Raw genomic sequence first — 14,014 nt, forward strand, 5'->3', positions numbered from 1 at the left:
CCCGTTATTTGGAAGAATCCTGGGAGCTTTGCGGCTTCGTTGGATCGTTGGTCTTGGCCTGCTTCTCATAAAGCGCGATCGCTTTGTATAAAATCGAAGCGGCATCTTCCCGCGTTATTTGGGTTTGCGGATGGAAACGGCCCGACTCGTCAAGATCAACCAAACCGTAGTGCAGGGCGCGCTGAATCGTGCCCTGGTATTCGACGGTCAACTGGTCTTCGTCCGCGAGGGCTGCAGGAACCAGATTGATCATAGGGAAACGCTTCGTCGACTCCAAAGCCTGCATGACATAATGGACAAACTGCTCTTTGGTTACGGCGCCTGCCGGATTGGCGTCGGCGGGCAGATCCAGCCCGTGGTCATGGGCAGCAACAAATGAAGCATGATACCAAGCATCCGCAGGGATGCTTGTGAAATACGCGCCGCCCGGGCCCGTTTTGTCATCGCTTGCCGGCACATCGGCTAACAGGCCGCGGGCGATCATGGCCATGCCTTGGGCCAACAGGAGCCGTTCGCCTGGCGCAAACCGGTCGGCGGCAACGCCCGTCACGACTCCCTTGGCCTGCAAAGCTTCGATTTGTTGCTTGGCGCCGCTTTCGCCGATGTCCCGAAAAGATGCCGAAGCCAAGGCGGAGCCGGCCGCCGATACCAGCAGGGCGAAAGACAGGGCGGTTACAGTCCAGGTTTTTTTCATGGGATGTAGTCTCCTTCTCCATAAGCTTTGATAGATTACCGCATTTTAACAAACGGCCCGGAAGGCAAAAATGTTTCAAGCAACGATGAATCCATGTGCAAGGGGAGTATTATGGCCGGTGGAGGAAAATCCAGGATGCGCCATGCATTTTTATTCGGCATTTATAGTATTTAACCGGAAAACGCTTTAATGCGGCACTGCAAATCATTATTTATCGGGCTCATAAAAACTTTGAATTGCGCTGCTTTTAGGGCAGTGATAAAATAAAAAAACCAATTCTTGCTGAATAAATATCAATACCCATTCCCCTAAGCAACAAGGTTGTCCGCTGTTGTAAGTTACCCCATTCCCCAATCTTAGTCACTGTTTTGTTCTGTAGCCAATGATCGTCTCGACGTGGTTTTGTTTTGCCGTACCCGAAATTAAGTCATTATTCATTCTGAAGACAGAAAGGTTGCTTTCCATGAGACATACGGTACTTCCCCCTAAACAGGGACTTTATGATCCGCAGTTTGAAAAAGACGCCTGCGGCATGGGGTTTGTTGCTCACATCAAGGGCAGGGCTTCCCATGAAATCGTCACCCAGGCGCTGACGATGCTCGAAAATATGGAGCATCGGGGCGGACAGGGCAGCGAACCGAATTCCGGTGACGGAGCCGGGATTATGCTGCAGATTCCGCATCGTTTTTTTGCCGAAGAGGCGCAAAAACAAGGTTTCGAGCTTCCGGAGCCCGGGCAATACGGAGCAGGCATGTTGTTTCTATCCCATGATGAAGCCGTTCGTGAGGCTCATGAGAGCCGGCTGATTCAGATCATTAAGGAAGAAGGGCAGAGATTCCTCGGATTCCGCGACGTTCCGACCTACGACGAAATGCTCGGCAAATCGGCCAAAGAAGCCAAACCTTACGTACGCCAGGTGTTTATCGGACGCAGCGCCGACCTGAAAGAAGATTTGGATTTCGAGCGCAAGCTGTACATCATCCGCAGACGCGCGGAACGGGCCATTCGTTACGGCGGGACGCCTGAAGGCGAAACGTTCTACATTTCCAGCCTGTCCTGCCGGAAAATCGTATACAAAGGCATGCTGACGACGGCGCAGGTCGGCCAATTTTACCTTGATCTGCAAAAGGAAGCGGTCGAAACGGCCATCGCGCTCGTCCACTCCCGTTTCAGCACGAATACCTTCCCGAGCTGGGAGCGGGCGCACCCGTACCGCTTCATGATCCATAACGGCGAAATCAACACGCTGCGCGGCAACGTCAACTGGATGCATGCCCGCCAATCCTTGTTCAAAAGCGACGTTTTCGGCGCCGACCTGGACAAGGTAAAGCCGGTCATCAATCCGGACGGTTCGGATACCGCGATGTTCGACAACACGTTTGAGTTCCTCTATCTGAGCGGCCGTTCCCTGCCGCACGTGGCCATGATGATGGTGCCGGAGCCGTGGAACAACCATGAAACGATGGACGAAACGAAAAAAGCGTTCTACGAATACCACAGCACTCTGATGGAGCCTTGGGACGGGCCTGCGGCCATGGCGTTCACGGACGGCGTGCAAATCGGGGCGATCCTGGACCGGAACGGCCTGAGACCTTCCCGTTATTACGTGACCAAAGACGATTTGATCGTCCTGTCCTCCGAAGCGGGCGTGCTCGACATCGCGCCGGAAAACGTGCTGTACAAGGACCGGCTGCGCCCGGGCCGCATGCTGCTGGTCGACACGAAGGAAGGGCGCATCATTTCCGACGAGGAAGTCAAGGCGCAAATCGCATCCGAGCAGCCTTACCGGCAGTGGCTCGACGAGCATTTGGTCAACCTTGATGAGCTTCCGGACGCGCCGGAGCTGCCGAATCCGAAGCATGACAACGTGACGCAGCTGCAGCTGGCGTTCGGCTATACGTTCGAAGAGCTGCGCAAAGTGTTGGAGCCGATGGCGGCTACCGGCATGGAGGCGCTCGCCTCGATGGGGTACGACGCTCCGCTGGCCGTACTGTCCGACAAGCCGCAGCGTTTGTACAATTACTTTAAGCAAATGTTCGCGCAGGTCACGAACCCGCCGATCGACGCGATCCGCGAGGAGATCATCACGTCGACGGCAACGACGATCGGACCGGAGCGCAACCTGCTGCATCCGGAGCCGGAAAGCTGCCGGCAGATCCGGCTGGACACGCCGATCCTCTCCAACGAGGATTTCGCGAAAATCCGCCATGTGCATCGTCCGGGCTTCAAGTCGATGACGATTCCGATCTTTTTCACGGCGGCGGACGGGGCCGAAGGTTTGCGTCAGGCGCTTGACGTGCTGTGCGAAGCGGCGGACCGCGTCATCGCCAAAGGCCATAACATCCTGATTTTGTCGGACCGCGGCGTCGACCGCGAAAATGCGGCGATTCCGGCGCTGCTGGCCGTTTCCTGCCTGCATCACCACCTGATCCGCCAGGGAACGCGCACGAAGGTGAGCATCCTGCTGGAATCCGCCGAACCGCGCGAAGTGCACCATTACGCGCTGCTGCTCGGTTACGGCGTCAGCGCGGTCAACCCTTACCTCGCTTTCGAGACGCTGGACGACATGATCCGGCAGGGGCTGCTGCGCGGCGTAACGCATGAAAAAGCCGTCAAAAACTATATTAAAGCGGCGACGAAAAGCGTCGTGAAAATATTGTCCAAAATGGGCATTTCCACGATCCAGTCCTACCGCGGAGCCCAAATTTTCGAGGCGGTGGGCCTGAAGGAAGAATTCGTGGAGCAATACTTTACCAACACGCCGTCCCGGATCGGCGGCATCGGCCTGGAAGAGGTGGCGGCCGAAGCGCTGGCGCACCACAACCGCGCCTTCACCGACAAGGACGGCAACGACAAGGTGCTGGACTCCGGCGGCGAATACCAATGGCGCAAAGACGGGGAAGAGCATCTGTTCAACCCGCAAACGATCCACCTGCTGCAGCAGGCCGTGCGCACCGGCGATTACCAGGTGTATAAAAAATACGCCAAGCTGGTGCAGGGCGAAAACGAGCAGCGGATGACCATCCGTTCCATGCTGAAGCTAAAACCGGTAGGACCTGCCGTGCCGCTCGAAGAGGTCGAACCGATCGAATCCATCATGCGCCGTTTCAAGACCGGGGCGATGTCCTTTGGTTCGATCAGCAAGGAAGCGCATGAAAGCCTGGCGATCGCGATGAACCGGATCGGCGGCAAAAGCAACACCGGCGAAGGCGGGGAAGATCCCGCGCGTTACATTCCGGATGCGAACGGCGATTCCCGCCGCAGCGCCATCAAGCAGGTTGCGTCGGGCCGATTCGGCGTTACATCGAATTACCTGGTGAATGCCGACGAAATCCAGATCAAGATGGCGCAAGGCGCCAAGCCGGGCGAAGGCGGGCAGCTGCCCGGCCGCAAGGTGTACCCTTGGGTAGCCGAAGTGCGCGGTTCCACGCCGGGGGTCGGCCTCATTTCGCCGCCGCCGCATCATGACATCTATTCGATCGAGGATTTGGCGGAGCTGATCTATGATCTGAAGAACGCCAACCCGAGAGCAAGCATTAACGTCAAACTCGTATCCGAGGTGGGCGTCGGCACCATCGCGGCCGGCGTGGCCAAAGGCAGAGCCGACATCATTCTGGTCAGCGGGTATGACGGCGGCACGGGAGCATCGCCGCAAAGCTCGATCCGCCATGCCGGCATGCCGTGGGAGCTCGGACTCGCGGAAACGCATCAGACGCTGATCCTGAACAATCTGCGCGACCGCGTCGTGCTGGAGACGGACGGCAAAATGCTGAACGGACGCGACCTGGCCGTCGCCGCGCTGCTGGGGGCCGAGGAATACGGTTTCTCCACCGCGCCGCTGATTGCGCTCGGCTGCATCATGATGCGCGTCTGCCAAATGGATACGTGTCCGGTCGGCGTCGCCACGCAAAATCCGGAGCTGCGCAAGCATTTTATGGGCGATCCGGCCCATGTCGTCAACTTCATGAAATTCGTGGCCGAAGATCTGCGCGAGCTGATGGCCGAGCTGGGCTTCCGTACCGTGCAAGAAATGATCGGACGTACCGATTGCCTGGATGCAGATGCGGTCAGCGACCATTGGAAGCGGAAGGGCATCGATTTGTCCGCGCTGCTGCACATGCCGGAAATTCCGGAAGGAAGCACGCGTTACCGCAGCAAAACGCAAAACCATGGTTTGGAAGAAACGCTGGATATGCGCCGCCTGCTTTCCCTCGCTGAACCGGCGCTGGAAAACGGGGCAGCTGTATCAGGCACGCTTCCGATCACCAACGTGGACCGGGCCGTCGGCACGATCCTGGGCAGCGAGGTTACGCGGAAATACGGCGCGGCCGGGCTTCCGGAGGATACGATATCCTTCACGTTTACGGGAACCGCCGGCCAAAGCTTCGGGGCATTCGTGCCGAAAGGCATGACCCTGACGGTCGTGGGCGATGCCAACGACTATACGGGCAAAGGCCTCTCCGGCGGCAAGCTGATCGTGAAACCGTCGGATCAAGCGACCTTCAAAGCCGAAGAGAACATCATTATCGGCAACACCGCGTTTTACGGGGCGACCAGCGGCGAAGCGTACATCAACGGAATTGCCGGAGAACGTTTCGCGGTCCGGAACTCCGGAGCTTCGGTCGTCGTCGAAGGCGTGGGCGACCACGGCTGCGAATACATGACGGGCGGACGCGTCGTCGTGCTGGGCGGCACGGGACGCAACTTTGCGGCCGGCATGTCCGGAGGAATCGCGTATGTCTACGATCCGGAGAATAACTTCATCCAGCGCTGCAACCTGGAAATGGTGCTGCTGGAGCGGGTGGAGGAAATCGAAGAGGCGGAAGAACTGAAGCAGCTGATTCAAAAGCACGTATCCTATACAGGCAGCGCCATGGGACAAAGAGTGCTCGAAAACTGGGATCACAACTTGAATCAGTTCGTGCGGGTCATTCCGAAGGATTACAAACGGATGACGCAGCATATCCGCAAGGTTCAAGAAAAAGGACTGACGGGCGAAGCGGCCCTTATGGCGGCCTTCGAAGCCAACATGAGAGAGCTTGCCAGAACCGGCAGTCAATAAGTCATAACATTTTCGTGAACGTGTAGGCTCGGTCATAAACGGGTCTGTGATTCGGGCTCCGAAAGGAGACAGAACTCGCAGACCCATTTTTTTCGACAAAAATAGAACTATATTTAAGAGACAAACTCTCCATCAGACGACAGCATCACGGACGTACTTGGGATATAATAGAAAAGTCCTATCCTCTTTGTTCAAGGCGTACTCGATTCGAGGATAAGACGGATGATCTGATTCTATGATGAATAAATCGATGAGTGGAGCGAGGGTATCTTTCGATGAGAGATGAGAAGGAGTTTGGTACCGAAGCACGGACCGATCATGAGCATCCGGCACAGACCCATGTGGATATCCTTAAAGTGCTGGAGCAATGCGGGATACACCCCGACAGCTGGCATAGTTACTGTAAGCAGCAGGATCGTTTGGTAGGGCTGGAACCCAAATAGATCCCTTCATCCCAGCTGAATACTGCTTGCAGGCTCCGACTTTTTCTATGGTAACTTGGGTTGAAACGTTGGATCTGTCTATCTGTTGTATAGAATGCGGCAAATGATTATAGAATCCCTCTTCCTTTGCGTAAAGCGCATACATTCTATAATCTTGAAAACCTCGGCGGCTGATGGCTGCCGAGGTCTCTTTCTGTTTATTTCATGGAGCGCTCCATCCGAACGAATGCGATAAAACGTCTGGCTTCCTCTTCGGTCAGGCTCCGTCCGTCAACGGTCAAGTTAAACCGGTCCAGCAAATCGGAATCCGAAAGCTCCAAATGATCCACGAATTCCCGCACCTCGGGGTCCATCTCCAGCTTGGGCTGATTCGTGCGGCCGATCAAATAATCGATGGAAACTTCAAATTTATCGGCAAGCTTGGTCAATATTTCGAAATCAGGTTTGCGGCGGTTCTTTTCATAATGGGAGAGTGCGGCTCTCGTGATGCCAATCGATTGGGCTAATTCTTCTTGAGTCCATCCTCTTTGATCCCGGAGTTCTGCGATGCGATTACCATGATTCATGAATTAACCTCCTCTGATTGCTTGCAAATTACCGATTTAAGGAAACAAATGAATCGCATGCTTTTCTATGCTTATGTATATCGAAATTGGCTTAAAAAAGGATTGACTAGTTACAAAATGTATCGTAAAGTAAAAAATGCGAGTGATACTAAATGTATCCATATCAGAAACATTATGTATCGATAATAAGTGTAGTTCGATTCACATATTTTTATACCCATAGGCAGGGTCGATGCGATGAATATATTGACGTCATACGGCATACACCTTCAAATGTACATATCCATTAAACAAATAGGAGCAAACCTCGTTGCCCTGGGACGCTCCCGTCCGGCCGTATTGTGGGAAGTCGAATCCCGCACGCTCGTATTTATCAGTGATTTGGATTTTCCTCTCGTGCCGGAAATCCGGCTCAGCTTCGACATCGGTTACGATGGAAGGCCGATCTGCCGGATGCATGGCAAGCTGCTGTGGAAAGAGGACAGTTTGTCGAATGCCAAGCTGTACGGAGTCCTCCTCGATCCGGATGAGCACGGACAAGCAAACATGGCGAAACAAATCACCCGCACCGTCACGGGCGGCAGAGTTCGACAGCAACAATATGATCCCTATACGGATGTCATGGCTGAACATGAAAGCGGCCGGATCTTTGATGTTTCTACATAGGAATGTTGTTGGAAAAAATATGGGATCGCTAGAAAAAACCTGCATTTTTACGGGAAAAGAATATCAATGGGATAAAGTCATTTTACTATATTTATCGAAGCGCTGCATAGTGCTTTCGCCCGAAAAAACCATTTAAATAAGCGTGGAGTAATCCATACGGGGGACTTGGATTTGCGCAAAAGCATAAAGGCCATTTTTGGGGGCGATCCAGGCTTACCGAGTTTTGTGCCAGCGGGCGGGACACCTATTAACCAACGAAAGGTAGCGTGCCGATTCAATGAAAAAATGGATCCTTATCGTGTCTTCCATATTGATCATCGCCGTCGCGGGTGTTACGGCATATGCCGCTTACATTTACCAATCGGTCAAGACGACCGCGCACAAAATCTATGAAAGCAGGGATGGGCAGGTGCTGCCTGAGCCGGCCGGCAAAGAAGGGAACACCGCCGAGGCGGCCGGGGCCGAATTCAGTACCTCCCGAACGGAAAAGGCCGCTCCTTTTGATTTGAAGGATAAGAAACCATTCACCGTGCTTGTGCTGGGCGTCGATCAGCGCGAGCATGACCGGGGACGATCGGACGCGATGATCTTTCTGACGGTCAACCCGGCGAAGCAAAGCATGCTGATGTTCAATATTCCGCGGGATACCCGGACGGAAATTATCGGCCGCGGCACCGTGGATAAAATCAACCACGCATACGCGTTCGGGGGCGTCAACATGTCCGTCAAGACGGTGGAGCATTTCCTTGATTACCCCGTGAATTACTATGTCAGGGTGAATATGGAGGGGTTCGCGCGCATCATTGACTCCCTTGGCGGCGTCGATGTCGATAATCCTTTTGCTTTCTCTTATGAAGGGCACCAGTTTGAACAAGGACAGCTGCATTTGACCGGGCAAGAGGCGCTGATGTATTCGCGAATGCGGTTCGACGACCCGCGCGGGGACATGGGCAGAAACGCAAGGCAGCGCCAGATTTTGCAGCAGGTCATCAAAAATTCATTGAACATCGCCACCGTGACCAAAATCGAGTCGTTGCTGGATGAGGTTGCGGACAGCGTCAAAACGGATATTACCTTTGAAGACATGAAAACCTTTCTGATGGATTACAGAACCGACCTCAAAAAAATCGATCAGGTCGAAATCAGCGGCCAGGGGCAGCGGATCCAAGGCATCTGGTACTATCTGGTGAACGACAAGGAACGAAGCCGGATCCATCAGTTGATCAAGCAGCATATGGAGTAAGGATTAAACCGACCGGGAAACCATCCCGGCGGTTTTTTTGCATTGTACGGCAAGAAACTTGACAGAAAGCAGCGCTTGATGTAGATTTCTGATAACGATACAAAACGTAACCTTTCCGAAACAAGAAGATGCGGCAGGCGGTTTGTCCACAAATCAGGATAAAAAATGCGGCTTTATACCCAGGGAGAGGAAGGCGGTTCCAATGAAAAACCTGCAGTACGTCTATTGCTTGTGCTGCGAGAACGCGGTGCCTGCATCGGACGCGATGGTTATTTTCCAGACGGGATTCTACCGGGGGACGATTCCTTTGGGCTGCTGTCAACCATGTTATCAACAGGGGGAAAAAGAGAAAAATTACCAGTATATGGGTCATTTGCGTCACGGCTATGTTACAATGAGGCGATAACCTACGACGAGGGAGTGAAGCGAATGCAGCATGAACCGGTGGTCCGGCTGGAAGGGGTAACGAAAAAGGTTGGCTCCAGAACGCTGGTGGAAAACGTTACGCTCGACATTCCGCCCGGGCAGGTATTCGGATTTCTGGGGCCCAACGGCGCCGGGAAAACCACGACGATTCGCATGATGGTCGGTTTGACCTCCATCAGCCAGGGAGATATCAACATTTGCGGTTACAGCATAAAGGAGCATTTCGAGAAGGCCGTCGCCAACGTGGGGGCTATTGTCGAAAATCCGGAAATGTACAAGTTTTTGACGGGATACCAAAATTTGCGCCATTTCGCCCGCATGATGAAGGGCATTGACGCAAAGCGGATTGAAGAGGTGGTCCGGCTCGTAGGTCTCGGCAACCGGATTCATGACAAGGTTAGGACTTATTCCCTGGGAATGCGGCAGCGCTTGGGCGTGGCGCAGGCCATTTTGCACCGGCCGCGGCTTTTGATTCTGGACGAGCCCACCAACGGGCTTGATCCGCAAGGAATCCGGGAGCTCCGCGATTATTTGCGCCATCTGTGCCGGGATGAAGGGACGACCGTGTTCGTCTCCAGCCACCTGCTGTCCGAAATGGAGCTGATGTGCGACAGCGTGGCGATTATCCAGAACGGTCGGCTGATCGATGTCAGATCGCTCCGAAACGGCAGCGAAAGCAAGGCGGAAGCGGCCGAAACCGGATTTACGGTGGATGAGCCGGAGCGCGCCCTGGCCGTCCTGGAAGGCGGCAGCCGGGAGGGGAACGTGATTACCCTGAAGCTGGCCCGGGACGAGATTCCGGAAATCAACGCCAGGCTGGTTCAGGCGGGCATCAAGGTGTACGGCATACAAACGGTGACCCGGTCGCTGGAAGATCAGTTCCTGGAAATGACGGGAGGTGATCCGATTGGGTAATTTTCTCGGCCTCGTGCGAAACGAAAATATGAAAATTTACCGGCGCGTCCGGACGTGGGTCATGCTCGGGATTTTGGCGTTTTGCAATGCGATCCTTCCGGTGCTTTTTTCCATGGTCGATTCGGGAGGGCAAACCACGTTATGGGACAGCGTCATGTTGACCGCATCGTTTACGTTTTACCTGTGCACAATCTTTTCCGTCATCGTCGCCGCCGATTCCGTGGCGGGGGAATTTTCCTGGGGCACGATCAAGCTGCTTTTGATCCGCCCGTGGAGCCGGTCCAAAATTTTGCTTTCCAAATATATAGCGGTCATTCTGTTTAGCCTGCTGTGCACGCTGCTGCTTGCCGCGGTCGCGATGTTGGCGTCGAGCATTTTCTTTGCGGGCGGCGGGGAAAGCAGTTTGATCGGTCCGGGCGAGAGCGGTCCCGTCTTTACGTTCCGATACCTGCTTTGCGATTACGTGAATTTGTTCATGACGGTGGCGATTGCGTTCATGCTGTCGACCGTGTTCCGTGCCGGAGGGTTGTCCATCGGTCTGGCGCTGTTTATCATGTTCGCCAAAGGGATTTTTGCGAGCTTGTTCAACCCGGACCGTTACGGCTGGGCAAAATATCTTCTGTTTTCGCACATGGATCTCTCGGGGTACCTGAAAGCGGACGAAGGACCGGGCGGAGCGACCCTTGGATTTTCCCTGGCGGTGCTGGCCGTATATTATATCGCGTTTATGGCGGTTTCCTGGTACGTGTTCCATAAAAGGGACGTTGCCGCCTGATTCAATCAAGCCCGGCTTTAGCTGTGCGCGCATTCGCTCGCGTCCCGCTAAGGCCGGGCTTTTTTGAGAAATGCCCCTCCGAGGGCGAATGATGGCGTGAAGCGTCACGCTTTCCAGCGGCAGTACATGGGTTTTAGCCTGCTTCCGATTCCAGCAGATGCACATCGCCTGCTCCGGCGTTTTCCTGGCGTTCATCCTGTTTGGGCTCCATTTTGCTGGAACCGTTGAGGATCCCGCCCTCGGCGATGACGAGGGACGAGGCGGCGAGCACGTTGCCGAACATCTGGCCGGTCGAGGTGATCGTCAGCCTGCCTTCCGCCTGCACGTCTCCAAACACCTTTCCCGCAATGATAACCTCTCTGGCGCTGATGTCGGACCTGGCCTCGGCATGCTCGCCGATGGTGACGCAGGCGGTGCTTTCGATGACGCCGCTGAATTTGCCTTCGATGCGCACGTTGGCCTGGCAGGCCAAGGCGCCTTCAACCTCGGTGCCTCTGCCGATCAACGAATCCGTCGGCATGGCATTTTTTTTGGACGATTTGGATCTGCTCAACATAATACCCTCCTTAATCGAATTCAGAATTCTGCGCTCGAATGTACGGAAGCGGATTCACGGGCTTATCGTTTTTGACGACCTGAAAGTGAAGATGGGGGCCGGTGCTGCGGCCGGTGGACCCGAGAAGAGCGATTTGCTCGCCTTTATCCACCGAATCCCCTTCTTTGACCTGCAGTTTGCTGAGGTGCATGTACCAGGTTTGCAGCCCGTTCGGGTGTTCGATGACGATATAGCGCCCGCGGGCGCCGCTTTGATCGGCAGCGATGACCTTCCCCGCGCCCGCGGCATAAACCGGTTCGCCGTTATCTCCCGCAATGTCGATGCCGGCATGGAAGGAAGCCCTGCCCGTAAAGGGATCGGTCCGGTAACCGAAACTGGAGGTCATCACTTTGGATTCGGTCGGCCATAAGGTCGGGCTGCCTGCGATCTGCCGCTGGGTTTCCTGGGCTTTTTGCAGCGTTTGGGGGATCTTGCTTTCCATCGTTTTTAGCAGCTCCTGCATCTCCTGAAAGTCGTCTTTCGTCTCCCGGGCCAAATCCAGCATCTCGTTTTGGTGCACGGCAACGAACTCGCCCCCGACATGCCGCGAAGCATCCCGGGACAGGGAAGACGCTTTATCCGATGAATCATCCGCGGCCGTGCCGGTGCCGTGTTTTTGGATAAACTGCTGAAGCTGCCGCTCCAATTCGTCAACTTGCTGCATCCTTTGCTGCATATCCTTCGCCTGCGTCGACAGCTTGATGATTTCGTTTTGCAGTCGTTCGATGGATTGCTCGCGGCTGTTGACCGAGTTTTGCAGCTGCAGGTTTTTCGCGTTTTCGAGGGTGACCTTCTGCTCCAGCTGGGATATGGCTTGGGAGGAATGGGCCTGCAGGGCAAGGATGAGGCCGGACAACGAGAGGACCGCGGCGGCGGGAACGGCCATCATCAAAGGTTTGGATAGATGGATCTGCTTGACCGAATGCTGGGCGTCCCGCATAACGAGAAGCGTCATGCGTCGATTGGCGGATGCACGTTTCATGGCGGCTCCTTTCCATAGCTTTGTTTATACTTGTCTTATCATCTATGTATTCGAAAGAGGCGCCAAACATGTCTAAAATGTTACCTTTTTCATCCCTTGCGTCTGCCTGTCCGTCTTGAGGTAATGACTTGAATAAAGAAGGCTTGGTTTGGTCAATGATGGATAAGTAACCGATTCAAGCGGGAAGCGTTCGGGGGAAGGGGGGAGTCTTTCATGGCATGGCTGCTGCTCGCACTCATCATCTTTATTTTTCAAATGGGAACGATTTTGCTGCTGGAATTCCGCAATCCTTCCAAAACGGTCGCATGGATGTTCATCCTGTTTTGCTGCCCGATGATCGGCTTCGTCGTTTACTATTTTGTCGCTCAGGACTACAAGGCCCGCAAGCAGCTCCGCACCCGGGGGACGCGTTTATTCCGGCAAGTCCGTCCGGTCATCTGGAGCAGGGCGGTTACCGTCCAAACCATCGAAGAGATGCACAATCCCGAATTCCGCCATCAGGAGCGGCTTTTTAATCTGCTGTCGCGTTTGTCGGAAAGCCCGATCACGGGCTGCAACAAAAGCCGGGTGTTGACCGACGGGGAAGAGACGTTCGGCGCGATGCTGAAGGCTATGGAGGCGGCCAAGGAGCACATCCATATCGAATTTTACATTTTCAGGCACGACGTCATCGGAACCCGTTTTCAGGAGATCATGATCCGCAAGGCGAAAGAAGGCGTCAAAGTGCGGTTCATGTGCGACGGCCTGGGAAGCTACAAGCTGAAACGGGAGTTCGTGGACAAGCTGAAGGAGGCGGGGGTGGAGTTTCATTTTTTTCTGCCGCCGCTTTTTGCCCTGATCGACCGCCGCATCAACTACCGGAACCACCGCAAAATCATCGTGGTGGACGGGGTCAAAGGGTTCGTGGGCGGCATCAACGTCGGGGACGATTATTTGGGACAATACCCGAAAATGGGCTACTGGCGGGACACGCATCTGGAGATCGAGGGGGATGCCGTCTATTTTTTGCAGAACGTGTTTTTGAACGACTGGCAGCTTGCTTCCGGCGAAAAAATCGCCGACCCCGCCTTGTTTCCCGAGCATCACTGCAAGGGAGACGAGCAGATCCAGATTGTCAGCAGCGGCCCGGACCAGGCATGGAACGCGATACAGGAGTTTTGCTTTACGGCCATCTCCGTCGCGAAAAAAAGAATTTGGATCGCTTCGCCCTATTTCATTCCCGATCCCGGCATTTACGAAGGGCTGAAAACCGCGGCCGTCAGCGGCGTCGACGTTCGGATCATGATCCCGTGGAGGGCCGATTCCAGGCTTGTCCATCTGGCGTCCTTGTCATACGTGGAGGAGCTGATGCTGGCGGGCGTCCGCTTTTTTCAATACCAAAAGGGATTTATCCATGCCAAAGTGCTGATCGTCGACGACTTGCTGGCTTCGGTGGGCACGGCCAACATGGACATGCGCAGCTTTTTTTGCAATTTCGAGCTGACCGCCGCGCTCTTTGAGCCGTCCGCCATCGACCGGCTGACGGCTGACTTTGAGAACGATATGGGCGTATGCCGGGAGATGACGAAAAAGGAGTTCCAACGGAGGCCGTTTCTGCATAAAAAAGCGGAGATGCTTTGCCGCATGCTGTCTCCGCTGCTGTAGCGG

The 14,014-nt window shown here is 54.7% G+C and carries 10 protein-coding genes; 6 read left to right on the top strand and 4 right to left on the bottom strand.

The features are described from left to right. Nucleotides 1-4: 4 nt before the first annotated feature. On the bottom strand, nucleotides 5-694 hold the full coding sequence (locus AC27KL_RS18120) for an S-layer homology domain-containing protein (protein WP_036709057.1): 690 nt from the start codon (nucleotides 692-694) through the stop codon (nucleotides 5-7). 463 nt (nucleotides 695-1,157) lie between these two features. Between AC27KL_RS18120 and gltB the strand changes: the two genes are divergently transcribed. Next, entirely contained in the window at nucleotides 1,158-5,756 is a 4,599-nt protein-coding gene (gene gltB / locus AC27KL_RS18125) for a glutamate synthase large subunit (RefSeq protein WP_487170559.1), read from the top strand. A 640-nt stretch (nucleotides 5,757-6,396) separates the two neighbouring features. Here the strand turns inward: gltB and AC27KL_RS18130 are convergent. Then, nucleotides 6,397-6,765 (bottom strand): helix-turn-helix domain-containing protein, encoded by a 369-nt coding sequence (locus AC27KL_RS18130; RefSeq protein WP_036709062.1) that lies wholly within the window; start codon nucleotides 6,763-6,765, stop codon nucleotides 6,397-6,399. A 237-nt stretch (nucleotides 6,766-7,002) separates the two neighbouring features. Between AC27KL_RS18130 and AC27KL_RS18135 the strand changes: the two genes are divergently transcribed. The 4 genes from AC27KL_RS18135 to AC27KL_RS18150 all read left to right on the top strand — a co-directional run bounded on the left by AC27KL_RS18135 (nucleotide 7,003) and on the right by AC27KL_RS18150 (nucleotide 10,790). Beyond that, nucleotides 7,003-7,431 carry a hypothetical protein gene (locus AC27KL_RS18135; protein ID WP_487170560.1) on the top strand — a complete coding sequence of 143 codons (429 nt, stop codon included), beginning with the start codon at nucleotides 7,003-7,005 and terminating at the stop codon, nucleotides 7,429-7,431. 277 nt (nucleotides 7,432-7,708) lie between these two features. After that, nucleotides 7,709-8,674 (top strand): LCP family glycopolymer transferase, encoded by a 966-nt coding sequence (locus tag AC27KL_RS18140; RefSeq protein ID WP_487170561.1) that lies wholly within the window; start codon nucleotides 7,709-7,711, stop codon nucleotides 8,672-8,674. 429 nt (nucleotides 8,675-9,103) lie between these two features. Continuing rightward, nucleotides 9,104-10,015 (top strand): ABC transporter ATP-binding protein, encoded by a 912-nt coding sequence (locus tag AC27KL_RS18145; protein ID WP_487170562.1) that lies wholly within the window; start codon nucleotides 9,104-9,106, stop codon nucleotides 10,013-10,015. After that, complete coding sequence (locus AC27KL_RS18150) at nucleotides 10,008-10,790, top strand: ABC transporter permease (protein WP_487170563.1); 783 nt, start codon at nucleotides 10,008-10,010, stop codon at nucleotides 10,788-10,790. Before AC27KL_RS18145 ends, AC27KL_RS18150 begins: the two co-directional genes overlap by 8 nt. Nucleotides 10,791-10,923: 133 nt before the next feature. Here AC27KL_RS18150 and AC27KL_RS18155 read toward each other — a convergent pair whose 3' ends face one another. Beyond that, nucleotides 10,924-11,343 carry a bactofilin family protein gene (locus AC27KL_RS18155; RefSeq protein ID WP_246536890.1) on the bottom strand — a complete coding sequence of 140 codons (420 nt, stop codon included), beginning with the start codon at nucleotides 11,341-11,343 and terminating at the stop codon, nucleotides 10,924-10,926. Nucleotides 11,344-11,356: 13 nt separating this feature from the next. Beyond that, nucleotides 11,357-12,367, bottom strand: coding sequence for a M23 family metallopeptidase (locus tag AC27KL_RS18160; protein ID WP_487170564.1), 1,011 nt, complete (start codon nucleotides 12,365-12,367; stop codon nucleotides 11,357-11,359). A gap of 213 nt (nucleotides 12,368-12,580) precedes the next feature. On the opposite strand from AC27KL_RS18160, the gene cls reads away from it, so the two are divergent. Continuing rightward, nucleotides 12,581-14,011 (top strand): cardiolipin synthase, encoded by a 1,431-nt coding sequence (gene cls, locus AC27KL_RS18165; RefSeq protein ID WP_339322276.1) that lies wholly within the window; start codon nucleotides 12,581-12,583, stop codon nucleotides 14,009-14,011. Nucleotides 14,012-14,014: the final 3 nt, after the last annotated feature.

This window comes from Paenibacillus sp. YAE3 (assembly GCF_057546105.1).